Annotated in this window: 21 protein-coding genes; 8 read left to right on the top strand and 13 right to left on the bottom strand. The window is 61.3% G+C overall.

The genetic code is table 11. From position 1 onward, the window contains the following. Window positions 1-7: 7 nt before the first annotated feature. The gene (locus BB029_RS29690; RefSeq protein ID WP_065941976.1) at window positions 8-919 is read left to right on the top strand and encodes a sugar kinase; all 912 of its coding nucleotides are present in this window, start codon (window positions 8-10) and stop codon (window positions 917-919) included. Between the two features lie 82 nt (window positions 920-1,001). Here BB029_RS29690 and BB029_RS29695 read toward each other — a convergent pair whose 3' ends face one another. From BB029_RS29695 to BB029_RS29750, 12 genes are all read right to left on the bottom strand, one after another. After that, window positions 1,002-1,277: a peptidylprolyl isomerase gene (locus BB029_RS29695; RefSeq protein ID WP_065941977.1), complete on the bottom strand. Its 276-nt coding sequence runs from the start codon at window positions 1,275-1,277 to the stop codon at window positions 1,002-1,004. 31 nt (window positions 1,278-1,308) lie between these two features. Continuing rightward, window positions 1,309-3,816 carry a PAS domain-containing protein gene (locus BB029_RS29700; protein WP_065941978.1) on the bottom strand — a complete coding sequence of 836 codons (2,508 nt, stop codon included), beginning with the start codon at window positions 3,814-3,816 and terminating at the stop codon, window positions 1,309-1,311. 134 nt (window positions 3,817-3,950) lie between these two features. Continuing rightward, window positions 3,951-5,909 carry an acetoacetate--CoA ligase gene (locus tag BB029_RS29705; protein ID WP_065941979.1) on the bottom strand — a complete coding sequence of 653 codons (1,959 nt, stop codon included), beginning with the start codon at window positions 5,907-5,909 and terminating at the stop codon, window positions 3,951-3,953. A 61-nt stretch (window positions 5,910-5,970) separates the two neighbouring features. Then, on the bottom strand, window positions 5,971-6,744 hold the full coding sequence (locus BB029_RS29710) for a 3-hydroxybutyrate dehydrogenase (protein WP_027608624.1): 774 nt from the start codon (window positions 6,742-6,744) through the stop codon (window positions 5,971-5,973). Window positions 6,745-6,751: 7 nt separating this feature from the next. After that, window positions 6,752-8,143: a GntP family permease gene (locus BB029_RS29715; protein WP_065927160.1), complete on the bottom strand. Its 1,392-nt coding sequence runs from the start codon at window positions 8,141-8,143 to the stop codon at window positions 6,752-6,754. A gap of 292 nt (window positions 8,144-8,435) precedes the next feature. Continuing rightward, entirely contained in the window at window positions 8,436-9,827 is a 1,392-nt protein-coding gene (locus BB029_RS29720; protein ID WP_065941980.1) for a sigma-54-dependent Fis family transcriptional regulator, read from the bottom strand. A gap of 121 nt (window positions 9,828-9,948) precedes the next feature. Next, window positions 9,949-11,520 (bottom strand): ABC transporter ATP-binding protein, encoded by a 1,572-nt coding sequence (locus BB029_RS29725; RefSeq protein WP_065941981.1) that lies wholly within the window; start codon window positions 11,518-11,520, stop codon window positions 9,949-9,951. 10 nt (window positions 11,521-11,530) lie between these two features. Continuing rightward, entirely contained in the window at window positions 11,531-12,553 is a 1,023-nt protein-coding gene (locus BB029_RS29730; RefSeq protein WP_065941982.1) for an ABC transporter permease, read from the bottom strand. Beyond that, window positions 12,553-13,614 carry a microcin C ABC transporter permease YejB gene (locus BB029_RS29735; RefSeq protein ID WP_065941983.1) on the bottom strand — a complete coding sequence of 354 codons (1,062 nt, stop codon included), beginning with the start codon at window positions 13,612-13,614 and terminating at the stop codon, window positions 12,553-12,555. Before BB029_RS29735 ends, BB029_RS29730 begins: the two co-directional genes overlap by 1 nt. Continuing rightward, window positions 13,614-15,473: an extracellular solute-binding protein gene (locus BB029_RS29740; RefSeq protein WP_065941984.1), complete on the bottom strand. Its 1,860-nt coding sequence runs from the start codon at window positions 15,471-15,473 to the stop codon at window positions 13,614-13,616. Before BB029_RS29740 ends, BB029_RS29735 begins: the two co-directional genes overlap by 1 nt. A 130-nt stretch (window positions 15,474-15,603) precedes the next feature. Next, window positions 15,604-15,885, bottom strand: coding sequence for a peptidylprolyl isomerase (locus BB029_RS29745; protein WP_044274278.1), 282 nt, complete (start codon window positions 15,883-15,885; stop codon window positions 15,604-15,606). A 762-nt stretch (window positions 15,886-16,647) separates the two neighbouring features. After that, a complete protein-coding gene (locus BB029_RS29750) occupies window positions 16,648-17,142 on the bottom strand; it encodes a DUF1543 domain-containing protein (RefSeq protein ID WP_065941985.1) in 495 nt (164 codons plus the stop codon). Window positions 17,143-17,248: 106 nt separating this feature from the next. On the opposite strand from BB029_RS29750, the gene BB029_RS29755 reads away from it, so the two are divergent. Continuing rightward, window positions 17,249-18,070 (top strand): aldo/keto reductase, encoded by an 822-nt coding sequence (locus tag BB029_RS29755; protein WP_027608616.1) that lies wholly within the window; start codon window positions 17,249-17,251, stop codon window positions 18,068-18,070. A gap of 53 nt (window positions 18,071-18,123) precedes the next feature. Here BB029_RS29755 and BB029_RS29760 read toward each other — a convergent pair whose 3' ends face one another. Continuing rightward, window positions 18,124-18,639 carry an Hcp family type VI secretion system effector gene (locus BB029_RS29760; protein WP_048729440.1) on the bottom strand — a complete coding sequence of 172 codons (516 nt, stop codon included), beginning with the start codon at window positions 18,637-18,639 and terminating at the stop codon, window positions 18,124-18,126. 469 nt (window positions 18,640-19,108) lie between these two features. On the opposite strand from BB029_RS29760, the gene tssA reads away from it, so the two are divergent. The 6 genes from tssA to tssG are packed head-to-tail and all read left to right on the top strand — an operon-like array spanning window position 19,109 to window position 25,861. Beyond that, window positions 19,109-20,665: a type VI secretion system protein TssA gene (tssA, locus tag BB029_RS29765; RefSeq protein ID WP_065941986.1), complete on the top strand. Its 1,557-nt coding sequence runs from the start codon at window positions 19,109-19,111 to the stop codon at window positions 20,663-20,665. A 32-nt stretch (window positions 20,666-20,697) separates the two neighbouring features. After that, a complete protein-coding gene (tssB, locus tag BB029_RS29770; RefSeq protein ID WP_065941987.1) occupies window positions 20,698-21,195 on the top strand; it encodes a type VI secretion system contractile sheath small subunit in 498 nt (165 codons plus the stop codon). Between the two features lie 26 nt (window positions 21,196-21,221). Then, window positions 21,222-22,697: a type VI secretion system contractile sheath large subunit gene (gene tssC, locus BB029_RS29775; RefSeq protein WP_065941988.1), complete on the top strand. Its 1,476-nt coding sequence runs from the start codon at window positions 21,222-21,224 to the stop codon at window positions 22,695-22,697. A 14-nt stretch (window positions 22,698-22,711) separates the two neighbouring features. Then, window positions 22,712-23,113 carry a type VI secretion system baseplate subunit TssE gene (gene tssE / locus BB029_RS29780; protein WP_065941989.1) on the top strand — a complete coding sequence of 134 codons (402 nt, stop codon included), beginning with the start codon at window positions 22,712-22,714 and terminating at the stop codon, window positions 23,111-23,113. Next, window positions 23,103-24,890, top strand: a complete 1,788-nt coding sequence (gene tssF / locus BB029_RS29785) for a type VI secretion system baseplate subunit TssF (protein ID WP_065941990.1) — start codon at window positions 23,103-23,105, stop codon at window positions 24,888-24,890. Before tssE ends, tssF begins: the two co-directional genes overlap by 11 nt. Continuing rightward, complete coding sequence (tssG, locus tag BB029_RS29790) at window positions 24,854-25,861, top strand: type VI secretion system baseplate subunit TssG (protein WP_065941991.1); 1,008 nt, start codon at window positions 24,854-24,856, stop codon at window positions 25,859-25,861. Before tssF ends, tssG begins: the two co-directional genes overlap by 37 nt. Window positions 25,862-25,866: the final 5 nt, after the last annotated feature.

Here is a 25,866-nt window from a genome sequence, read left to right on the forward strand (position 1 = left end):
TAAAGCCATGACCACCACCCACCCCCGCATCGCCCTGATCGGCGAATGCATGATCGAATTGCAACACCGCGCCGACGGCAGCCTGCAACAGAGCTTCGGCGGCGACACCCTGAACGCGGCGGTGTACCTGCGCCGTGAGCTGGGGGATATCGGTACGGTGGACTATGTCACCGCCTTGGGCGATGACAGCTTCAGCGACGCCATGTGTGCGCACTGGGCCGAAGAAGGCCTGGGGCTGGAGCGGGTCCAGCGCCTGCCCGGACGTTTGCCCGGCTTGTACTGCATCCAGACCGATGCCAACGGCGAGCGCAAATTCCTCTACTGGCGCAACGAAGCGGCCGTGCGCGACTGCTTTACCACGCCGGCGGCTGCCCCGATCTTGGCGTCATTGCCGGACTACAACGTGGTGTATTTCAGCGGCATTACCCTGGCGGTGCTGGGTGAAGTCGGGCGCCAGCGCCTGCTCGAAGTCCTGATCGAAACCCGCCGACGTGGCGGTGCAGTGGTGTTCGACAACAACTACCGGCCGCGACTCTGGGCCACGGTGGGCGTTGCCCGCGAGGCTTATCGCAGCGTACTGGCCGAGGTGGATATTGCCTTGCTGACCGAGGATGACGAACGCGCGCTGTTTGGTTATGCCGACAGCGAACAGGTGTTCGCGGCGTACCCGGCGATTGCGGAAGTGGTGCTCAAGCGCGGTGCGGATGCGTGTTTGATCCGTTGCGACGGTGAGCGCCTTGCCGTGCCGGCGCTGAAGGTAGAGAAGGTGGTGGACACCACGGCGGCGGGGGATTCGTTCAGTGCGGCGTACCTGGCCAGTCGGCTCAAGGGCGGTTCGCCCCAGGAGGCGGCGTTGGCCGGGCATCGATTGGCGAGCCGGGTTATCCAGGTGCCGGGTGCGCTGATCCCCAGGGAGTAGGTGAATGGCCGCCTGCGGCGGATCGGGAGCAAACCCCCTGTGGGAGGGGGCTTGCCCACGATAGCGGCCTTAAGCCAAAGCCTCAATCCCGGTAAAACACCTGCACCAGGTGATACCCGAACTTGCTCTTGATCGGCCCGTGCACCACCTTCACCGGTTTCTTGAAGATCACCGCATCGATCACCCCGACCATCTGCCCCGGCCGCACTTCACCCAAGTCGCCGCCGCGCTTGCCGGAGGGGCACGTGGAGTACTTCCTGGCCAGCACATCAAAGGCTTCGCCCTTGGCAATGCGCTGCTTGAGCTGTTCGGCTTCTTCGCTGGTTTTCACCAGGATATGGCGGGCTTGGGCTTTCATCGGTCTCTACCAGGTGTGCGACGGCGCGCGATTATGCCTGAACTGAATCATCGATGCTGATCATGCTGCGGATTTTGGTCGCCAGCAGGTCGATGGAAAACGGCTTGGCGACCATGTCCATGCCGTCCTCCAGGAAGCCCTGGCGTTCGGCGGCTTTCTCCGCGTAGCCGGTCATGAACAGCACCTTGAGCCCCGGCCGATGCTGGCGGGCGATCTCCGCCAGTTGGCGGCCGTTCATGCCGGGCAGGCCGACGTCGGTCACCAGCAGGTCCACGCGCAAATCCGACTCCAGCAACGGCAGCGCCGCACGGGCATCCGCCGCCTGGTGCGCGGTATAGCCCAACTCGTCGAGCACATTGACCACCAGCATGCGCACCGCCGGGTCATCCTCGACCACCACCACCGCTTCGCCGGCAAGGGCCAGCGGGACTTCGCCCAGATGGGCGGGCTGGCTGCTTTCCAGGGAAGTGCCGTGCAGGCGCGGCAGATACAGGCGCACGCAAGTGCCGTGGCCCGGTTCGCTCTGGATGGTCACGTGGCCACCGGACTGCTGGGCAAACCCATAGATCATCGACAGCCCCAGGCCAGTGCCCTGGCCGATGGGCTTGGTGGTGAAGAACGGGTCAAACGCCTTGGCGAGAATCTTCGGCGCCATGCCGCTGCCGTTGTCACACACGCCGAGCATCACGTAGTCGCCGGCCCTGACCGGTTCGAGGGTGGTGATATCGGTGCCGTCCAGGTAACTGTTGGCGGTTTCGATCAGCAGTTCGCCGCCATCGGGCATGGCGTCGCGTGCGTTGATCACCAGGTTGAGCAGGGCGTTTTCCAGTTGGCTGGCGTCGGTGTTGACCGGCCAGATGTCGCGGCCCAGTTGCACCTTGAGCGTGATATGCGCGCCCTTGGTGCGCTGGAACAGCTCCTCCAGGGACGCTACCAGTTGGTTCGGATCCAGCGGGCGAAGGTCCAGCGACTGGCGCCGCGAAAACGCCAGCAGGCGGTGGGTGAGGGCGGCCGCGCGATGGGCCGAGGACACGGCGGCGTCGGTAAAGCGGCCGATCTCGTCGCTGCGCCCGGCGGCGATGTAGCGCTGCATCAGGTCCAGGCTGCCGATGATGCCGGTGAGCATATTATTGAAATCGTGGGCGATACCGCCGGTGAGCTGGCCCACCGCTTCCATCTTCTGCGCATGGCGCAGGGCATCTTCGGCGCGCTCGCGCTCGAACATCTCGTTTTGCAGGCGTTCGTTGGCTTCGGCCAGCGCCTGGGTGCGCTGGGCCACGCGCTCCTCAAGGTTCTCGTTGAGGTGGCGCAGGGCTTCTTCGGTGAGTTTGCGTTCGGTTTCATCGATGACAAAGATGTAGAAACCGTTCACCGAGCCGTCATTGCTGAAGCGCGGCAGGTATTTCATCAACGCATGGCGCGGGCGGCCATCGCGATGGGGGGTGACGGTCATGAAACTGCAGGCCTTGCCCCTGAGCGCAGCGGCGATCTTGTCCTCGCGCCCGGCGTACACATCGTCGCCGAGCACCTCGCGGATGGTCTTGCCGTACAGCTCCTGGGGCGTCAGGCCGTACCAGTCGAGGTAGGCACTGTTGTTCAGGCGAAAACGCTGCTCGTGGTCGACGTAACTGATCAGCACCGGCATGGCGTTGATGATCAACTGCAGTTCGGTCTGGCTCTGGCGCAGGGCCTGCTCGGTGTTTTTGCGCTCGGTGAGGTCCAGTGCCGCGCCGAGGAAGCGCGCGGGGCGGCCTTGATGATCCTTGTAGCAACGGCCCCGGGCGAACACCCAGCGCACCTGGCCGTCGGCCTGTTGCAGGCGATATTCCTCGGCGTATTCAGTGCCGAAGGTGATGCAATGCTTGATGCTGCGCGCCACCATGCCGCGGTCTTCGGGGTGTACGCCTTGCAGGTAGTCGCTGATCGGCAACCGGCTGGCGTCGCTTGGATCAACCCCGTGCAGGTAGGCGAAGTGCGCGTCGGCGATAAAGCGGTCTTCGCCAATGTCCCAGTCCCAGGTGCCCACCGCATCGGTGGCGGCCAGGGCCAGTTGCAGGCGTTGTTCGGTGTTGTGCTGGGCCTTGCGCCGTTCGTTGGTTTCGATGGCCGTGACCAGGATGCCGGCCACATTGGCGCTTTCATCGCGGATCGGGCTGTAGGTCAGGTCCAGCCAGATTTCGGTGTCGCGATTGTTGCGTTGCAGGACAAAACGCTGCTCGCTGAAGGTGCGCACCTGGCCGGTCAGCACGGCGTCGTAGATCGGCGCAGTGAAGCTTTCGAGTTCCGGCCAGGTCTGGTGCGCCGGCTGGCCCATGGCGTCCGGGTGTTTATTGCCCGCCAGCAGGGCGAAGCCGTCGTTGTAGAGCTGGGTGAGTTGGCTGCCCCACAGCAGGAGCATCGGCATCGGTGAGTGGATGACAATGTCCACGGCTGTGCGCAGGCTTTGCGGCCAATCATTGGCCTCACCGAGGGGGCTGTGCGCCCAGTCCAGCCGCGCAATCAATGCAGCGGCTTCGCTGCCGGTGGTTGTTTCCTTCATAAAAAGCCCTGAGCGTAACGCTTTGAAAAATGACAACACCCATTATCCCGTGGGACACCGATGGGTGACTACCCTCGAAAAATAGCATGCATTGAGGGTTTGTCTTCAAATGAGTGCGGCAGGGCTGAAACCTTTCATCTTTCCGCCAGTTCGGGGCGGTTGCGGAATTGCTCCAGGGCCTGCGGGTTGGCCAGTGCGTCGGTATTCTTCACCGGCTCGCCGTGCACCACGTTGCGCACCGCCAGTTCGACGATCTTGCCGCTGATGGTGCGGGGGATATCGCTGACGGCGAGGATCTTCGCCGGCACATGGCGCGGCGTGGTGTTGGCGCGGATCACCTGGCGGATCTGTTGCGCCAGGGCCTCATCCAGTTCGATGCCGTCATCCAGGCGCACAAACAACACCACGCGCACATCGTCCTGCCAGCGTTGGCCGATGGCCAGGCTTTCCAGCACCTGCGGGACTTTTTCCACCTGGCGATAAATCTCCGCAGTGCCGATGCGCACGCCGCCGGGGTTGAGCACTGCGTCGGAGCGGCCGTGAATCAGCAGGCTGCCGTTGGGGCGTAGCTCGGCGTAGTCGCCCTGGGCCCACACGCCCGGAAACTGGCTGAAATACGAGGCGCGCAGCTTCTTCTGGTGCGGGTCGTTCCACAAGCCGATGGGCATTGCCGGGAAATGCCGGGTGCACACCAGTTCGCCTTTTTCCCCGACCAACGGTTGGCCCTGGTCGTCCCACACCTCGATGGCCATCGCCAGGCTCTTGCATTGCATTTCCCCGCGCCGCACCGGCAACACCGGATTGCCGATCACAAAGCAGGAGACGATATCGGTGCCACCGGACATCGAGGACAGGCACAACTCGGCCTTGATCTCGCGGTACACGTAGTCGTAGCTCTGGGGCGACAAGGGCGAGCCGGTGGAAATAAGGCCCTTGAGGCTGCCGAGGTCGTGGCTCAGGCGCGGTTGCAGCCCGGCCTTTTCCAGGGTGGCGAGGAATTTGGGGCTGGTGCCGAACACGCTGATCTTTTCCGCGTCGATCAGGTCGATCAAGCGTTCCGGGCCAGGGTGAAACGGCGAGCCGTCATACAGCACCGCCGTGGCGCCGATGGCCAGCACCGAAACCAGCCAGTTCCACATCATCCAGCCGCAGGTGGTGTAGTAGAACAGGCAGTCCTCGCGGGAGATATCCGCGTGCAGGCCGTGTTCCTTGAGGTGGGTGAGCAGCACGCCGCCGGTGCCGTGGATGATGCATTTGGGCACGCCGGTGGTGCCGCTGGAATAAAGGATATACAGCGGATGGTCGAACGGCACCGCGACGAATTCAGGCGCGCCGCCGGGTTGGTAGAAGTCGTTCCACAGGGCGACGCGGGCCTGGGTCTGATAGTCCTCGACGCAGGCCTGGGGCCGTGCATACGGGACGATGATCAATTGTTCCAGGGACGGCAGGCGTTCGAGGATTTCATTGAGCTTGACGCTTTGATCGATGGTTTTACCGGCATAGCGGTAGCCGGCGCAGGTGATCAGCACCTTGGGCTCGATCTGGCCGAAGCGGTCGATGACGCCTTGGGTGCCGAAGTCTGGCGAGGAGCACGACCAGATCGCGCCCAGGCTGGTGGTGGCAAGCATACCGACCAGGGTTTGCCAGGTATTGGGCATGCACGCGGCGACCCGGTCCCCCCTGCCGACACCGGCCGCCCGCAGGCTGTCCTGCAGGCCGGCGACGTGGGCGGCCAGTTCGGCGTAGGTCAGTTGTTCGCGCTGGCCGTCCTCGCTGATCGCCACCACCGCCGGGTGATCGTCGCGTCGGCGCAGCAGGTGTTCGGCAAAATTCAGGGTCGCGCCGGGAAACCACTGGGCGCTGGGCATCTCGACGTCTTCGATGAGCACTGCACTGGGCGGGCTGCGAAACTGCACATCGAAGAACGTGACGATCGCCTGCCAGAAGTCCGGGCGCTGGTCGATGCTCCACTGGTGCAGGGCCGGATAGTCGCTGAGCTGCACGCCGTGGCGATCATTGATAAAGCGCCGGAACTGGTCCATCCGCGTGGTGCGGATGCGTTCGGGGGAAGGTTGCCAGAGGATTTCGGACATCAGCACGGTCTCTTGTTCTTCTGCAGGTTTTCCAAACTATAGAGTTCTAATGTGTCTGGCCTTATTGGGCCAGCCAGCCGCCATCAATGTTCCACGCCGCCCCCCGTACCTGGGCCCCGGCCTCGCTGCACAAGAACAGCACCAGCTCACCCAGCTGCGACGGCGTCACGAACTCCAGGGACGGCTGTTTCTCCGCCAGCAGATCATGTTGCGCCTGCTGCGGATCGACGCCGTTGGCCACGCGATCATCAATCTGCTTCTGCACCAGCGGCGTCAGCACCCAGCCGGGGCAGATCGCGTTGCAGGTCACGTTGCTGGTGGCGGTCTCCAGGCCCACCACCTTGGTCAAGCCGATCACGCCGTGCTTGGCTGCCACATACGCGGCCTTGCCCACCGAGCCGACCTGGCCGTGCACCGAGGCGATGTTGACGATACGCCCCCAGCCCTTGGCCTTCATGCCCGGCAGGCTCAAGCGCGTGCTGTGGAACACCGAGGACAGGTTGATCGCGATGATCGCGTCCCAGCGTTCCACCGGGAAGTCCTCCACCGCCGCCACATGCTGGATGCCGGCGTTGTTGACCAGGATGTCGACACCGCCGAACTCACGCTCGGCGTAGGTCAGCATGTCGGCAATCTGCGCCGGGTCGCTGACGTCCGCCGGGTGGTGGCCGACCTTGCCGCCAAACGCCTGCACCTGGGCGACCACCGCGCTGGCGTCGCCGAAGCCGTTGAGGATCAGGTTGGCACCGGCCTTGGCCAGGCTCAGGGCGATACCCAGGCCGATGCCGCTGGTGGAACCGGTGACCAGGGCGGTCTTGCCGTTCAATCTCGTCATGAAAACCTCACACAATGCCGGTGGCGTAGAAAGTACCGATCACCACGAACACCGCGAGGGTCTTGATGATCGTGATGCCGAAAATGTCCTTGTAGGCTTCGCGGTGGGTCAGGCCGGTCACCGCCAGCAGGGTGATCACCGCGCCGTTGTGGGGCAGGGTGTCCATGCCGCCGCTGGCCATGGCCGCGACCCGGTGCAGCACTTCAAGGGGAATATTGGCCGCATGGGCCGCCGCAATAAAGCTCTCGGACATGGCCGCCAGGGCGATGCTCATGCCACCGGACGCGGAGCCGGTGATACCGGCCAGCAGGGTCACGGTAATCGCTTCGTTGACCAGCGGGTTGGGGATGCCCTTGAGCCAGTCCGCCAGCACCAGGAAGCCCGGCAGCGAAGCGATCACCGCGCCGAAGCCATATTCGGAAGCGGTGTTCATCGCCGCCAGCAATGCGCCGCTGACCGCGCTTTTGCTGCCGTCGGCGAGCTTACTTTTGATCGCCGACCAGCCAAATACCAGCACCATGATGATGCCCACCAGCAACGCCGCCTGCACCGCCCAGATCGCGGTGAGCTTGGCGATTTCGGTGGTCACCGGTGCGCTCATGCCTGGCAGGCTGAGGCTGTGGGTCTTGCCGTACCACTGCGGGATCCAGTGGGTGAACAGCAGGTTCATCACGCCCACCAGGATCAGCGGCGACAGCGCGATCCACGGGTTGGGCAGGGCAATGTTCTCGGCGGTCTCAGGCTCGTTGCGCAGCTCGGTGCCGTAGCCTTCACCCGCGCGCTGGGCCTTGTTGCGCTGGCGTGCCAGGTAGAGCATGCCGGCGCAGAACACGAAAATCGTGCCGATCAGCCCCAGCCACGGCGCCGCCCAGGCGGTGGTGTTGAAGAAGGTGCTGGGGATGATGTTCTGGATCTGCGGCGTGCCGGGCAGGGCGTCCATGGTGAACGAGAATGCACCGAGGGCGATGGTCGCCGGGATCAGGCGCTTGGGGATATTGCTCTGGCGGAACATCTCTGCCGCAAACGGGTACACCGCAAACACCACCACAAACAGCGACACGCCGCCGTAGGTGAGCAGGGCGCAGACCAGCACGATCACCAGCATCGCCTGGCGCGTGCCGAGCAAACGGATCGCCGCCGCCACGATAGAACGCGAGAAGCCCGACAGCTCGATCAGCTTGCCGAACACCGCACCGAGCAGGAACACCGGGAAATACAGTTTGATAAAGCCGACCATTTTCTCCATGAACACCCCGGTAAAGGCAGGGGCGACGGCGGAGGGGTCGGTGAGCAGCACGGCGCCGAGGGCGGCGATGGGGGCAAACAGGATAACGCTATAGCCACGGTAGGCAGCCAGCATCAGCAACGCGAGCGCTGCCAGGGCAATGATCACACTCATGGTGTGTCTCCATCGGATTGTTATTGTTGTGGGTGAAGCAGTGGGAGGGCTATAGCGAGATGTGTGCCATGTTTTCAAGTTATTGAAATATATGGATATTTTTTAATTTCTTTGGAGTGTTTTTGAATCCTGTCTCTATTTGGAGACAAATGAAGATCAAATGTGGGAGGGGGCTTGCTCCCGATAGCGGTGCATCAGCCAGCACATGTGTTGACTGATGCACCGCTATCGGGAGCAAGCCCCCTCCCACATGGGTTGTCTTTTTATGGAGAATTTTGTCTCTATTTTGAGACTAGGCGATTCCCAGTGCTACCATCTTCTTGTACAACGTCGACCGACCCAGCCCCAATCGCCTGGCCGCCTCCACCACATTCCCACCACACGCCTCGAGCGCCGCCGCAATCACCTGCCGATCAACCCGCTCCCGCGCCGCCGCAAACGTCTCACCCTCAGCCGTGTCCACCGCGCCGCGCGTCACCGGGCTGACCGTGCCAATCGCTGCACGAATGTCCCCAGCGTTCAACACCAAGTCATCGCTCAGCAACGCCGCGCGCTCCAGCACGTTGCGCAGTTCGCGGATGTTCCCCGGCCACGCATGCTGTGCCAACAGCGCCAGGGCTTCGCGGTCCAGTTCATGCTGGCTGCGCAGTTCCTCGAGGATCGCTTCGCTCAGCGCCGGAATGTCCTCCAGCCGCTCACGCAGCGGCGGCACCTGGATCGGCAATACGTTCAGGCGGTAATACAGGTCCGCACGGAACTCGCCGCGCTTGATCGCCGCTTCCAGGTCCATGGAGGTGGCCGCGATCACCCGCACATCGCTGTGCAGCATTTCGTTGGAACCCACTGGTTCGAATTCCTTTTCCTGCAACACCCGCAGCAGCTTGCTTTGCAGCGGCAGCGGCATATCGCCGATTTCATCGAGGAACAGCGTGCCGCCCTGGGCAATCTGGAACTTGCCCGGGCGGCCCTTGCGATCGGCACCGGTAAAGGCGCCCGGCGCGGTGCCGAAGAATTCGGCTTCCAGCAGGTCATGGGGAATCGCCGCACTGTTGATGCTGACAAAGGCTTTGTGCGCACGCGGTGAGGCGCCGTGGATCGCCTGGGCGAGCAGTTCCTTGCCGGTGCCAGTCTCACCGAGCAACAGCACCGGCGACTCGGCGCTTGCGCTGCGCCGTGCACGGCGTTTGACTTCCAGGCTGGCGGCGCTGGTGCCGATAAAGTGCGCGAAGTTGTACTTGCTCTGGCGTGAGCGCAGTAACGAGCGGGTGGAGGCCAGTTCCTGCTGCATGCTCAGGTAACGTTCGATCAGCGGCGACAGGTTGCGCAGTTCATCGAACAAGGCAAAACCAATCGCGCCAATCACGGCACCGGCATCGTTGTGGATCGGCAGGCGCATCACCACCAACGGGCCTTTGGGGGTGTCCTGGATGTCCAGCAGAATCGGCCGGTCGGTGCGCACTACCTGGCGCAACAGGCTGTTGGAAATCACCCGCTCGCACGGCTGTCCGATGGCTTCATCGGCACTCTTGAGGCCGAAGCGCTTGGCGTAGCGTTCATTCATCCAGACGATATTGGCGTCGCGGTCGACAATCACCGTGCCTTCGCTGGACTGCTCGATGATCTCGAACAGCGACTGGATCGCCAGGCCGCGAACCTGTTGGTAGTCCTTGAGGCTGGTACTCATGCGTGCAGAATCCTGTAGGAGCGAGCTTGCTCGCGAAAAACGTTAACGATGACAGTGTGTCCGGAATATACGCGGCGCCCCCAGGTTTTTCGCGAGTAAGAACTAGGCGTCCCCCTCGCTCCTACAAGGGGATGTGCGCCGCTGCCAGAAGCTCCTTGGTGTAGGAATGCTGCGGCGCTTCGAAAACGTCATGGCTCGGTCCGCGCTCGACCACCTTGCCGTCCTTGATCACGATCATGTCATGGGCCATGGCGCGCACCACGGCGAGGTCATGGCTGATAAACAGGTAGGTCAGGCCGTACTTTTCCTGCAATTCACGCAGCAACGCTACGACCTGCTTCTGCACCGTACGGTCCAGTGCCGAGGTCGGTTCATCCAGCAGCATCAGCGCCGGCTTGAGCACCAGCGCGCGGGCGATGGCGATGCGTTGGCGCTGGCCGCCGGAGAATTCATGGGGGAAGCGATGGCGGCTGGCGGGGTCGAGGCCCACGTCCTTGAGCACCTGGATCACTTGCGCATCGCGCTCGGCCAGGCTGCACGGCGCATGCACCTCCAGGCCTTCGCTGATGATCTGCTGCACCGACATGCGTGGGCTGAGGCTGCCGTAGGGGTCCTGGAAGACCACTTGCATCTGCTTGCGCCACGGGCGCATCTGCTTGTGGTTGAGCGGGTCGAGGGCCTCGCCCTGGAAGCGGATGCTGCCGGTGGAATCCAGCAGGCGCAGGATCGCCTGGCCGAGGGTCGACTTGCCCGAACCGGACTCGCCGACAATCCCCAGGGTCTTGCCGCGCTGCACGCTGAGGCTGATGCCATCCACCGCGCACAGGTAGGTCTTGCGCCGGAACAGACCGCCGCCCAGGGGGAATTGCACGCTCAGGTCGTGCACGTCCAGTACGGTCTCCCGTGGCTCGCTGCACAGCACATCGCCGGACGGCTCGGCGTCCAGCAGCAGGCGGCTGTAGGGGTGTTGGGGGGCCGTGAACAACGTCTCGCAGTCGGCCTGCTCGACAATCTCGCCGGCACGCATCACGCACACCCGCTGGGCAATGCTGCGCACCAGGTTGAGGTCATGGCTGATCAGCAGCAGCGACATGCCCAGGCGGTGTTGCAGGGACTTGAGCAGCAGCAGGATCTTGCGCTGCACGGTCACGTCGAGGGCGGTGGTGGGCTCGTCGGCGATCAGCAGTTCCGGCTCACAGGCCAGGGCCATGGCGATCATCACCCGTTGGCGCTGGCCGCCGGAGAGTTGGTGCGGATAGGCCTTGAGGCGTTCCTGGGGTTTCTGGATACCCACCAACTGCAGCAACTCGAGGATGCGCGCCTGCGCCGCCTTGCCGCCCAGGCCCTTGTGCAGCAGCAAGGTTTCGCCGATCTGTTTTTCGATGCTGTGCAGCGGGTTGAGGGAGGTCATTGGCTCCTGGAAGATCATCGCAATGCGGTTGCCGCGCAGTTTCTGCAAGGTCGACGCCGAGGCGCCGACCAGTTCCTGGCCGCGATATTTCACGGAGCCACGGGTTTCAGTACCGGCTTCGGGCAGCAGTTGCAGAATCGAATGGGCGGTCACCGACTTGCCGGAGCCGGACTCACCCACCAGCGCCAGGCACTCGCCGGGGCGTACATCCAGGTTCAGGTTGCGTACCACGGTCTGGCCGCTGAAGGCGACGCTGAGGTCGCGGATTTCGATCAGGTTCATACGCAGTCACTCATGAGCGTGGGTCGAAGGCATCACGTAGTGCCTCGCCGATAAAGACCAGCAGCGACAGGATCAGTGCCAAGGTGAAAAACGCCGTCAGGCCCAGCCACGGCGCTTGCAGGTTCTGCTTGCCCTGGGCAATCAGCTCGCCCAGTGACGCACTGCCCGCAGGCATGCCGAAACCGAGGAAATCCAGGGCGCTCAGGGTGGAAATCGCCCCGGTGAGGATAAACGGCAGGTAGCTCAAGGTGGCGGTCATGGCGTTGGGCAGGATATGCCGGCGAATGATCTTGCCGTCGCTCAGGCCCAGGGCCCGTGCGGCCTTGACGTACTCCAGGTTGCGCCCGCGCAGGAACTCGGCGCGCACCACATCCACCAGGGCCAGCCAGGAAAACAGCGCCATGATCCCCAGCAACCACCAGAAGTTCGGCTCGACAAACCCCGACAGGATGATCAGCAGGTACAGCACCGGCAGCCCGGACCACACTTCAAGGATGCGTTGGCCGAGCAGATCCACCCAGCCGCCGTAATAGCCCTGCAAGGCCCCGGCGGCGATGCCGATGGCGGCGCTGATCGCGGTGAGTGCCAGGGCAAACAGGATCGACACCCGCGCACCGAAGATCACCCGCGCCAGCACATCCCGCGACTGGTCATCGGTACCCAGCCAGTTAACCGTCGAGGGCGGGCTGGGGGCCGGGCGGGTCAGTTCGTAGTTAGGCGTGTCGTCGCTGAACGGGATGGGCGGGAACATCATCCAGCCGCCGTCCTGCTTGATCAGCTTTTGCACGTAGTCACTGCGGTAATCGGCCTGGAACGGCAGTTGCCCGCCGAACTGCTGCTCGGTGTAGCGCTTGAATGCCGGGAAATACAGCTCGTTCTTGTAGCTGAGTACCAAGGGCTTGTCGTTGGCGATCAATTCGCCGCCCAGGGTCAGGATAAACAGCCCGATAAACAGCCACAGCGACCACCAGCCGCGACGGTTTTTCTTGAAGCGTTCGAAACGTCGACGGGCCACGGGAGACAGGTTAAGCATCAGGCGTTCCTCGCGGCGAAGTCGATACGCGGGTCCACCAGGGTGTAGCAGAGGTCGCCGATCAGTTTTATCAGCAGGCCAAACAAGGTGAAGATGAACAGCGAGCCAAACACCACCGGGTAGTCCCGGGACACGGCCGCTTCGTAGCTCATGCGGCCGAGGCCATCGAGGGAAAAAATCACCTCGATCAACAGCGAACCGGCAAAGAACACACTGATGAACGCCTGGGGAATCCCCGAGATCACCAGCAGCATGGCGTTGCGAAACACGTGGCCGTACAGCACCCGCCGTTCGCTCAGGCCCTTGGCGCGGGCGGTCACTACGTACTGGCGCGTGATTTCATTGAGGAACGAGTTTTTGGTCAGGATGGTCAGGGTGGCGAAGCCGCCGATTACCAGCGCGCTGACCGGCAGCACCAGGTGCCAGAAGTAGTCGGCGATCTTGCCCACGGTGCTCAGCTCGGCAAAGTTTTCCGAGACCAGCCCGCGCACCGGGAACCAGTTCAATGACGTGCCTCCGGCGAACACCACGATCAGGAACATCGCGAACAGGAACGCCGGCATCGCGTAGCCAATCACAATGGCGGTGCTGCTCCACACATCAAAACTGCTGCCATGGCGCACCGCCTTGCGAATGCCCAGGGGGATCGACACCAGGTAGGTGATCAGCGTGGCCCACAGGCCGAGGGAAATGGTCACCGGCATTTTTTCCAGGATCAGGTCGATCACGGTGGCGCCGCGAAAGAAGCTGTTGCCGAAATCCAGCTGGGCGTAGCTCTTGAGCATCAGCCACAGGCGTTCCGGCGCGGGCTTGTCGAAGCCGTATTGTTTTTCGATGTCCTTGATCAGTTTCGGGTCCAGGCCACGGCTGGCACGGGAGCCGCTGCTGACACCGTCGCCGGATGAGCCGCCGACCGCGCCGCTGCCGATGCCCTGCAAGTGGGCGATGGCTTGTTCCACCGGCCCGCCGGGGGCAGCCTGGACGATCACGAAGTTGACCAGCAGGATGATCACCAGCGTCGGGATGATCAGCAGCAGGCGCCGCACGATATAGGCAAACATCAGCGAGCTCCTGCGCGTTTTTTCAACTCGGCATTCATTTGTTCATTGGTCAGCGGGGTAGGGCTGATTTCCCACCAGGTTTCCAGGGCTTCATCATTCCTGGCCTCGATGGCCGGACGGCCGAAGCGGTTCCACCACGCGGCGGAGGTGCCGGGCGGGTAGTAATTGGGGATCCACAGGTAATTCCATTGCAGCACCCGGTCCAAGGCATGGGCATAGGTAAGCATCTGCGCCTGGGTGTCGGCCTTGACCAGGCCCTTGATCAGGCTGTCGACGGCCGGGTCCTTGAGCACCATGTAGTTGTTGGCGCCCGGATCGAATGCGGCGCTCGAGCCGAAGTAGTTGTACAGCTCCATGCCGGGCGAGGTGGTGACCGGGAAGCCGGTGACGATCATGTCGTAGTCGCGAGCCATCAGGCGGTTGACGTATTGCGAAGAGTCGATGCGGCGGATGTTCAAGGTAATGCCGATCTGTGCGAGGTTGCGTTTGTACGGCAACAGCAGGCGCTCCAGGCCGTTCTGGGCATTGAGGAAGGTGAACTCCAGCGGCTCGCCCTCGGCGTTGACCAGTTTGTCGCCGTCTGGCTTCCAGCCGGCTTCTTCCAGCAGCGCCAGGGCTTGCAACTGTTTGTCGCGGATCATGCCGCTGCCATCGGTGACCGGGGCCTTGAACACCTGGGTGAATACCTCGCCGGGAATCTGCCCGCGCAAGGGTTCGAGAATCGCCAGTTCTTCCGGGGTGGGCAGCTGGGTGGCGGCCAACGGGCTGTTGGAGAAGTAGCTTTGCTGGCGGATGTACAGGTTGCGCATCATCTGCCGGTTGGCCCATTCGAAGTCCCACAGCATGGCCAGGGCCTGGCGCACGCGACGGTCCTTGAACATTGGTTTTTGCACATTGAACACATAACCCTGGGCCGGTTGCGGCATGTCCTTGGCCAGGTGCGCGCGTTGCAGGCGGCCATCGTCCAGGGCCGGGCCGTTGTAGCCGATGGAATAGCCGGTGGCGGAAAACTCTCGGTTGAAGTCGTAGGCGCCACCGCGCAGTACCTGGCGGGCCACTTCGGTGTCGCCGAAGTACTCCAGGCTCAGGTGATCGAAGTTGTACAGGCCGCGGCTGACGGGCAGATCCTTGCCCCACCAGTCGGGGTCGCGGGTAAAGGTGATGGTGCTGCCCGAGTCGATCTTGCCGACCTTGTACGGGCCACTGCCCAGTGGGGCTTCGTAGCCACCGCCGTTGGCGAAGTCGCGGGTTTTCCACCAGTGCTCGGGAAACACCGGCAGGGTGGCGACATCCAGGGGCAGGGTGCGGTTTTCATTGCTGGAGAAATCAAAACGTACCTGGCGCGGGCCTTCGACTTCGACGTGCTTGACGTCGGCGAACAGCGTGCGAAAGCGCAGGCTGCCTTGGGTCATCAGCAGGTTGAAGCTGTAGCGCACGTCTTCGGCGGTGATCGGCTTGCCATCGGCAAAGCGCGCCTTGGGGTTGAGGAAGAAGCGCAGGGACAGGCCGTCCTCCGCGCGTTCCATCTTCTCGGCCACCAGGCCATACACCGTATAGGGCTCATCCAGGGAACGCAGGGCCAGGGGCGCATACAGCCAGCCGTCGACCTGGGAGACGCCGATGCCTTTGTCGATATACGGCAGCACATGGTCGAAACGCCCGATCTCCAGCGCCGAGCGCCGCAGGCTGCCGCCCTTGGGGGCGTTGGGGTTGGCGTAGTCGAAATGGCTGAAACCGGCGGGATACTTGGCCGGTTCGCCGTACACGGTCATGGACGGTTGGGGCGCCGCGATCACGGCGCTGCTGGCCAGCAGCAGGGCCAGGGAGGTACTGAACAGTCTGGAAAAAGCCAATCGCATTGTCAGCCTTGAACGCCGGGTGGAGAAGAATAAGGATTTGTACGCTAACGGCATCAGCGTCGCCAGTCGTCACATGCACAACGGCCCACCAAGAGGCGGGCCGTTGTTTCAAGCAGCAGCGCGGACGGGATCAGTCCTGGCGGCTGGTGACTTCCAGCAGGTGGTAGCCGAACTGGGTTTTTACCGGGCCTTGCACGGTGTTGACCGGGGCGCTGAAGACGACGGTGTCGAATTCCTTGACCATCTGGCCTGGACCGAACGAACCCAAGTCACCGCCCTGGCGGCTGGATGGGCAGCTGGAGTTGGCTTTGGCGATTTCTGCGAAATCGGCGCCGCCTTCGATTTGGGCCTTGAGTTCGTTGCACTTGTCTTCGGTGGCAACGAGGATGTGACGGGCGGTGGCTTTGGCCATGGGGATTAACTCCTTGAGTAAAAACGGTGAGCGTACCGGATTCAGGCGGTTATTTCCTGGCAAAGTTCCGCTGGGGGTCAGGTTGGGGCGCTGAGCTTGGGTATTGGCGTGATGGAGTGAGACCCAGAGCAGGCTGGTATCTACCTGATGCATAGAGATCACATGTGGGAAGGGCGGTGCGACGATTCGACTTGCTCCCGATGGCGGCCTGACAGCCGACCAGGATGTTGGATTAGATCGAGTGCATATCGGTTGCTGCGGTAATGGAGTGAGATCCAGAGCAGACTAGTATCTACCTGATGTATGGAGATCAAATGTGGGAGGGGCGGTGCGACGATTCGACTTGCTCCCGATGGCGGCCTGACAGCCGACCAGGATGTTGGATCAGACCGAGTACATATCCGTTGCTGCGGTAACGGCCACCTATGGTTCCGCTCTTACAGCGGCTCACTTTTGGAGGGACCCAAAAGTAAGCAAAAGGTCCTCGCCCCAACACTCGGCACCTCGCCTAGGCTCGGTGTGCCCGAACGCAGGCTTGAATCCGTGGGCCGCCGTCATGGGCCATCCCTGGCCCAGGACGGCTAACCCGGCGTCCTGCCGGGTTACCCACGGATTCAAGCCTGCGTTCGGCCAGCGTGTTTGACGGGGCGCCTGAGATCAAGAGCAAAAGCCACAGCCACAGCCACAGCAAAAGCAAAAGCAAAAGCAGTGTTACGTCTGACGTTGTCGGAGTTATCTGATGTCAGGTCGAATAAGCCTCCATCAATTCAAGACGATATAGTCGTTCTGCTGAATGATCGGCCGATGGGTGCCTTGCACCAGGTGCAGGTAGCGGCCGTCTACCAGGTCGATGGGCAGGCAGTCGTCGATATCCATCACGCCGTCGGTGTGGGCCTGGGACCAGTGGCGCAGCACCTGTTGCTTGCCCTTGCTGGTCGCCTCCCGTTTGTTGCGGGCCACCACCAGCAGGTAGTGGTGGGCCTCGCCAAAGCTATTGGTTTCATAACCGCCAAGGTTGATGAAGTACAGGTGATGGGCGTCGGCAGCGGGGGCCAGGTGGCTGAGTTCGACTTTCCAGCCGTCGACGCCATCCACCGCCATCCACGAATCAATATGCACCCCCTTGGGGGTGCCAAACCAGCCCTCGCGCAATTGCGGATAGGTGCCTTCCAGGGTGTCTGCTACGGCGAACACCACATCGTGCACTTCAATTCTTGCCCGTGGGTGCTTGCCCCCGAGCATCACGACAAACAGCATTGCAGGTCCTTCCTGGCGACTTGGCAAAGGGCAACCATACTTCGATTGAACCCTTTTGTCCGGTCAATGCCACACTGTTAATTCGCGAACTCATCAGGAGGTTGTCATGCGCACCATTGATCTGGCGGGCGTTCCCGTCCCTGTCATCGGCCAGGGAACCTGGCGCATGGGCGAAGACCCGGACCGGCGCCGCGCTGAAGTCGCGGCATTGCAACTGGGGATCGACGAGGGCATGACCCTCATCGACACCGCCGAGATGTATGGCGAGGGTGGCGCCGAGGAAGTCGTCGGCGAAGCCATCAGCGGCAGGCGCGACCAGGTGTTCCTGGTGAGCAAGGTCTACCCGCACAACGCCAGCCAAAAGGGCGTGCCCCGTGCGTGTGAAGCCAGCCTCCGGCGCCTGGGCACGGACTACATTGATCTGTATCTGCTGCATTGGCGCGGCCAGTACCCCCTTGAAGAAACCGTCGAAGCGTTCGAGCGCCTGCGTGAGGCGGGCAAGATCGGCCGCTGGGGTGTCTCCAATTTCGATGTGGCCGACCTGCAGGAGCTCGCATCCCCGGCCTGCGCGACCAATCAGGTGCTGTACAACATCGAAGAGCGCGGGATCGAATTCGACCTGTTGCCCTGGTGGCAACAACACCATTTGCCGCTGATGGCGTACTGCCCGATTGCCCAGGGTGGGGCGTTGCTGTCCAGCCAGACCCTCAAGCAGATCGCCCGCCGCCACGAGGTCACGCCCGCCCAGGTTGCCTTGGCCTGGGTGCTGCGCCAGGACGGTGTGATCGCCATTCCCAAGGCGGTCACCCCGGAGCATGTACGGCTCAATGCGGCCGCCGCCAAGGTGGTGCTCGATGAGCACGACCTGGATGCCATTGATCGGGTGTTCGGCGCACCCAAGCGCAAGCATCCCTTGGCGATGGTGTAGTTGCCTGGCAGAAACGGTGCCGTCCCTGGCTCCCGTTCCTGCTCAGGTCCGACTTAGCCCGCTACCGGGCTGCGCCAGTCATCCGATCCGGATGTGCCCGACACTTCGTGGGTCCACACGATCTTGCGATAGGTGAAGTACACATCCTCAAGGTGAGTGAAGTGGGCATTGTCCGGGTCCTGGCAATTGGGCATGCGGGACTGGATGTCCACGAGCGTCGCGCCCTCCAGTTCTATCGTGAAGTAGTGCTCCTGGGTGCCGGCCGATGATGTGCGGAACCACTCCAGTCGGCATTTGACCTCTTCACCGCTGGTCAATGCGCTGAACAGCAAGGGCGATGACTTATCGAAGACCTTGCTGATCATCAGCGGCTTATGGACCCTCTGGCCTGTCGGCTGACCCGACTGCGGATCGCGGGGGATGATTACTTGATGAGCAAAGGCCTGGACCAGAATCTGGTCTTCATGACCTTCCTGATAAATGTTGCCTACCGAGTCCTGGGTAAATGTGCCTGCCGTAATCAAACCTTGTTTGACACCGGTGATGGAAAGATACGCGGGTGTTGGCATGACGGGTTTCCTTGCCTGATTGATGAGTTGTTCCAACCGGTCATGGTGCCGGTCGGGCAACTCTCATTAACAAGAAGCGTGCCCGAAAGTATCAGGCTCAATAAAAACACTGGCGTCAGCGGTTAACGGAGCGGCTTTTTGCTCGGGGGAGGGTGATTTAATCGAATATATGCAGAATACGTTGCGCATAAGTGCGCATTTAGTTGCTCATGGAATTGGGGTTGTTGGTATTGGGCTAGGCAAAGATGCTCGGGGCCAGATGAAGGTTTAACTGCGCAAAACCCTGCGCAGGCCTCGAATTATGGTGGTTGTAGGAAACGGCTTAAGTGTTGGGGCTCTGCTTGTTGAATGCTGTTTGCATGGCTAAGGTTTACGAACTTTGCAGCGGTGGGGCGAAGGTTAGATGGCGATTTGATAGATGGTTTAAATATTAATGCTCTGACTTTTTTGTTTTGGGTAATTGTGCCGAATGTCTTATTCAGAAAAACTTTATAACGACTACCTTGAACTTGCACGGTCGCCCTGCACGCTGACGAGTTTTGCCGGCAGCGATATGCGCTATTCAAGTGAGTATGAAATTCTGGAGTTCGAATTGGGCAAGGCGCAATCCATTCATGGGGGCGTCCAGACCGACTGGCAGAAGGTCCTGGAAACCGGTGAATACCTGTTGCGTCAACAATCCAAGGATCTGCGGATTGTCGTCTGGCTGACCTGGGCATTGCATCAACAGAAGTCCTTTCCAGGACTGTTGGCCGGCCTTGGGTTATTGCGCTATCTCTGTGTGCATCATTGGTCCGCGGTCTATCCCGAAAAACCGCGTACTCGTGGCGCAGCCTTCAGTTGGCTGGCGGGGCGCCTCGAGCCCCTCTTCGCGCAAAGCCTGTCGCTGCAGGACCAGCAGCCCTTGTTCGAATCCGTGCTTGAACATCTGGTGTGTCTCGATGAGTGTTGTGTCGAGCGCCTTGAAGATAGCGCGTCGCCGTTCCTGCCGATTCGCAGGCAACTGGCCCAGCGGTTGGAGCGTGCTGCGCAAGGCGATTCTCCGGTCGCGACCCTGGGCGGTGTTGCCGCGCAGGAGCAGGTCAAGCAGGTGACCACCCTGTTGCAGAATGCCGAGGTCGTGGTGAGCACCGAGAAAGATGCCCACAAGTTGCTGCGCGCCTTACAGGATCAGGCCCGTCCTCTGTGTGCCTGGTGGTTACGCCAGAACGCCACCGACCTGCGCGCGCTGCGTCTGAACCGGGCGCTAACCTGGCTGACCCTCGTCAGCTACCCGGACGCTGACAGCGAACGGATCACCACCTTGCGCGGGCCTGCACCCGACAAGCTCAAGCGTTACCAGGAGCGGCTTGCCCAAGGTCATTACACCGACTTGATGCTCGAGCTCGAGGCCAGCCTCGCCGGTGCGCTGTTCTGGTTCGACGGGTTGTACATGGTCTGGCAGTGCCTGGAAGCCCTGCAGGCCGACCTGGCCATGACTGAGCTGGAAGTGAACTTCGCCCTGTTGCTGCAGCGCCTGCCCCACCTGCCCGAGTTTCGTTTTCACGATGGCGCTCCTTTTGCCGACGGTCCCACGCGTGACTGGATCGCGCAGCAGGTTGCGCGTCATCTGCAATGGCCCGAATCACCGACCGTGGCGGATGCCGACGCCGAGCCTTGGGAGGTGGCCTTGCAAGTGGCACGGCTGCGGCTGCGCCAGGACGGGCTCAAGGCGGCCGTCCATGAACTCAAGCAAGGCATGCATGCGGCTCATAGCGATCGTGCCCGTTTTCATTGGCGACTTGCCCAGGCGCGCCTGTGCGGGCAGGCGGGCAAACACGAGTTGGCGAAGATCCAGCTCGAACACCTCGACAACGAGCTGCAACGCAGGGGCCTGGAGCACTGGGAGCCGGAGTTGGCCTTGCAAGTCATCCAGTTGCTGCACCGTTGCTGTGACGTGTTGCCACAAAACCAGGCCGTACGCGAGCGTAAGGAAGACACCCATCGCAGGCTGTGCCTCTTCGATCTTGAAGCGGTACTTGAATAGGCTTTCGAGCCACTTGGAAAAGGAGAAACACGATGGCCAAAGAAGGTTCGGTAGCGCCCAGGGAACGTATCAATATCACCTTCAAGCCTGCCATCGGCGGTGCGCAGGATGAAGTTGAACTGCCGTTGAAGCTGCTGGTGCTGGGTGACTTCACCCAGCGTGAGGATGTACGCAAGCTTGAAGACCGCAAGCCCATTGCCATCGACAAGAACACCCTTGATGAAGTGCTGGCCAAGCAAGCATTAAGCCTGACGCTGAACGTACCCAATCGCCTGCAGGAGTGTGCTGAAGTCGAGGAGCTGGCCATTGAGGTGCGGATCAATGCCATGAAGGACTTCAATCCCGCGAACCTGGTGGAGCAGATACCCGAATTGCACAAGCTGATGGCATTGCGTGAAGCACTCATGGCGCTCAAAGGGCCGCTGGGCAATACACCAAGCTTTCGCAAAGCCATTGAGCACGCCCTGGCGGATGACGAGTCCCGCGCCCGGGTATTGGCCGAGTTGGAGCTGAGCGACCACACCGCCTGACATTTCAGTAAAAGGACACTGACCGCATGACCACCCGACAGAATCCGATACCGGAACACACCAGTGAGGATTACAGCATCCTCGACAACATCATTGCCCAAACACTGCTGAGTGCGGATGACGAGGCCTATGCCATTGCCAAGCGGGGTGTCTCGGCCTTTATCGAGGAGTTGATCAAACCACAGAACCACGGCGAGCCCGTCAAGAAGCGCCTGGTCGACCGAATGATTGCCGAGATCGATATGAAGCTCAGCCAGCAAATGGATGAAATCCTGCACCATCCGGAGTTCCAGGCCCTGGAAGCTTCCTGGAAAGGTTTGCAATTGCTGGTCGACCGCACCAATTTTCGTGAAAACATCAAGATCGAACTGTTGAACGTCTCCCGGCAAGATTTGCTGGAGGATTTCGAAGATTCACCGGAAGTGACTCAATCCGGGTTGTACAAACATGTCTACAGCGCTGAGTACGGTCAATTTGGTGGTCAGCCCGTGGGCGCGATCATTGCCAATTACTTTCTGTCCCCCAGCGCGCCCGATGTGAAACTGATGCAATACGCTGCCAGCGTCGCGTGCATGGCGCACGCGCCTTTCATCGCAGCAGCTGGGCCGGCGTTCTTCGGGCTGGAAAGCTTCACAGGACTGCCTGACCTCAAGGATCTCAAGGACCATTTCGAAGGGCCGCAATTTGTCAAATGGCAAAGCTTTCGCCAGAGCGAAGATGCGCGTTATATCGGCCTGACCGTCCCGCGCTTCCTGCTCCGTACGCCCTATGATCCCCTTGAGTGCCCGGTCAAGACCTTTGCCTACCAGGAAAACGTGGTGAGCAGCCACGAGCATTACCTGTGGGGCAATACCGCCTATGCCTTCGCCACACGCCTGACCGAAAGCTTCGCGCGGTTCCGCTGGTGCCCGAACATCATCGGTCCGCAGAGCGGAGGGGCCGTGGAAGACTTGCCGTTGCACCACTTCCAAAGCATGGGCGAAATCGAAACCAAGATTCCCACCGAAGTGCTGGTGTCCGATCGCCGCGAATATGAACTTGCGCAAGAGGGCTTCATTGCCTTGACGATGCGCAAGGGCAGTGACAATGCCGCGTTTTTTTCCGCCAGTTCGGTGCAGAAACCCAAACAGTTCGGCATCAGCGCAGAGGGCAAGGACGCGGAGCTGAACTATCGCCTGGGGACCCAGTTGCCCTACATGATGGTTGTCAACCGGCTGGCCCACTACCTGAAGGTATTGCAGCGTGAACAGCTGGGTTCGTGGAAAGAGCGCACAGACCTCGAGCTGGAGCTCAACAAGTGGATTCGCCAGTACGTCGCCGACCAGGAAAACCCCAGCGCCGAAGTGCGTGGGCGGCGCCCGTTGCGAGCGGCGCGCATCGTTGTCAGTGACGTAGAGGGCGAGCCTGGCTGGTACCGCGTCAAACTGAGTGTGCGACCGCACTTCAAGTACATGGGGGCGGACTTCACCCTGTCTCTGGTTGGCAAGCTCGACAAAGAATGAAAGAAGGTCAGGGAATGCCCCACAAACATAGCCTTTTCGAGCGCCTCGAACGCCCGGCGGCCGTACATGCCTGTGGCGTGACGTCCATTGCCAGTCACCTGGGGAAAATGCTCAGTATCCGTGCGGGCAGTGTTCAGACATTACCGGACTACGGCTTGCCCGATCTTAATGACATGAACCAGAGCCTGCATGAGTCATTAAGCCAGTCGCGCTTGTTGATAGAGCGATTCATACGGGCCTACGAGCCACGATTGAAGCAGGTGCGGGTTACGGCATTGCCGCGCGATCACGACCCTCTGGCCCAGGCGTTCTCCATTGAGGCCACGCTGATGGCGGCGGGTGTCAAGCAGCCTGTGGTGTTCGTTGCACGACTCTGCGAGCCCGGACGGGTTGAGGTTTTGCCGGATGTCCTTTAATCGCTATTACCAGAGCGAGCTGAGTGCGTTGCGCCAACTCGGGCGGCGTTTCTCTGAACGCAACCCTGCGCTCGCGCCGTTTCTTGCCGACCCTGGCCAGGACCCGGACGTGGAGCGTTTGCTGGAGGGCTTCGCGTTTCTCACCGGTCGCTTGCGCCAGAAACTGGATGATGAGCTGCCTGAGCTGACTCATTCCTTGATGCATTTGCTATGGCCCAACTACATGCGGCCGATGCCCGCGTTCAGCATCTTGCAGTTTGATCCGTTGAAGCACGTCGGCCCTGGGGTGATGGTCGCGCGGGATACCCCGGTCGAAAGTGCCGCCGTCAAGGGCGAGCGTTGCCGCTTCCGTACCTGTTACGCCACCCAAGTCCTGCCGCTGCAACTGAGCGCCCTGGATTACAGCGTCCAGGGTGAAGATGCGCTGTTGAGCCTGCGCCTGGGCATGAGTGCCGAGGGCAACTTCAGTGAATGGACGTTCGATCAACTACGCCTGCACCTGGCGGGTGACCGCTACATCGGCCAAGGGTTGTACCTGAGCCTGTTGCGTCATCTCGAGGGTATCGAGTTGCTACCTTTGGGCCGCGATGGCCTGCCGGTCATTGGCGAGGATGGGCAACCCCTCTCGTTGCGATTGGGCGCCGACCCGGTACGTCCCGTGGGATTCAGCGAGGAGCAGGCGTTGATTCCGTATCCAATGAATACCTTTCATGGATATCGTCATTTGCAGGAGTACTTCGCCTTTCCTGACAAGTACCTGTTTGTCGACGTGGTGGGGCTGGATGTACTGCACGGTTTGCCCCATGAGTTGCTCAAGCAGGTGCGTGCAGTGGTGCTGCGTTTCAAACTGCGCAACCCATGGCGTGAGCCCCATCACCCCACCCTGGACAACGTGAAGCTGTACTGCACGCCCATCGCCAATTTGTTCAAACATGACGCCGTACCGATCCGCCTGGACGGCAAGCAGGACGAATACCTGGTGATACCGGGGGAATACTCACGGGAAAACGCCTGTGTATTTTCCGTGGACAGTGTCACCGGTTGGCGTCCCGGCGGGTCGGGATATCGGACCTACGTACCGTTCGAATCCTTCGAGCATGACAGCGATAACGCACTGTCGGCGGCCTCCGCCAGCTACAGCATTCGCCAACATGCATCGGCACAGCACGCGGGCCTCGATACCTGGCTAGGTTTTTCCAATGCACCGGAGCTTGGCCCGGAAACCCTGTCGGTCGAGCTGACGTGTACCAACCACGACCTGCCTCGGCTGCTTCAGATCGGGGAGATCAACCAGGCTTGCGAGCAGACACCGGAAGGGTTGTCGTTTCGTAATATCTGCACGCCGACCGCGAGTTTTTCGCCGCCCCTGGAGCAGGATTTTCTCTGGCGGCTCATCAGCAACATGTCGCTCAACTACCTGTCATTGAGCGACATCAATGCCTTGCAGGTCATCCTCGAAACCTACGACCTGCCGCGCTACCACGACCGACAGGCGCAGAAAGTCAGTGAGCGAAAGCTTGGCGCAATGCGATCCATCAGGCACTCGGCTGTTGACCGACTGCACCGTGGCTTGCCGGTCAGGGGCTTACGAATCGACCTGACGATTGATCCACAAGGTTTTCTTGGCCAGGGCGAGGTGTTTGTGTTCGCGTCGGTGCTCAACGAATTCTTCGCGCTTTACGCCAGCCTTAATACCTATCACGAATTGCGAGTCATCAGCACACAAGGAGACGTGTACCTATGGCCACCCCGGATGGGCCAGCAGCCCCTGCTTTGACGGCACTGTCCAGCGTCATCCGCGAATACTCGCTGTTCCAGGCGGTTTTGCAGGTGATCAGGCGTTTACGCGATGCTCATCCGATGCTGGATGACGACGCGCTGTATGACCAGTTGGAGTTTCAAGCCAACCCAGGTCTTGGTTTCCCCGGTCATGATATTGAACGGGTGGAGTTTTTTGTTGAACACGGTCAATTGCGCGCGCGTCTTTGCCTCAACGTGCTGGGGCTGTGCGGCTCAGGTTCGCCATTGCCGGCATTTTATGGCGAGCAGGCGATTGTTGACGGTGCGGGAGGTCAGGCTACCCGGGACTTTCTCGACCTGTTTCATCATCGGTTGCAGCGGCTGATGCTGCCGATCTGGCGCAAGTACCGCTACCGGGCGTGTTTCCAGGCTGGCGCCCGGGATGTCTTTTCCGAGCAGATGTTTGCCCTGATCGGGTTGAAGGGCCATCACCTGCGCGCGACTGCCCAATTGAACTGCAAACGGCTATTACCCTACCTGGGGTTGCTCAGCCTGCGGGCCCATTCGGCAGCCTTGATCGAGACGGTGCTGCGTTACTACTTCAAGCACACCCGCTTGTTCGTCGAGCAGTGGGTGGAACGCTCGGTGGTCATTGCCGTCCCCCAGCAGAATCGGCTGGGTGCTACCAACAGTGTGCTCGGTCATGACCAGGTGCTGGGTTGTCGGGTCACCGACTGCAGCGGCAAGTTCAGGGTGCATGTGCAGGACCTGGGCTGGCAGCGTTTCCATGAGTTTCTACCCACGGGTGTGGACTACCCGTTGTTGTGCGCATTGCTACGGCTGACGGTGCGCGACCCTCTGGCCTATGACCTGCGTCTGGTACTGCTCAAGGAGGAGATTAGGCCGTTGCACCTCGGCGAACACAACGTCTGCCGCCTCGGCTGGACCACTTGGCTGGCCCATGGGTGTGCCGACGGTGTGGTCATTGTGGCCAGCAACGCTGATTAGGGATG

It is taken from the genome of Pseudomonas sp. S3E12, assembly GCF_001702295.1.
GTDB classification, from domain to species: domain Bacteria; phylum Pseudomonadota; class Gammaproteobacteria; order Pseudomonadales; family Pseudomonadaceae; genus Aquipseudomonas; species Aquipseudomonas marginalis.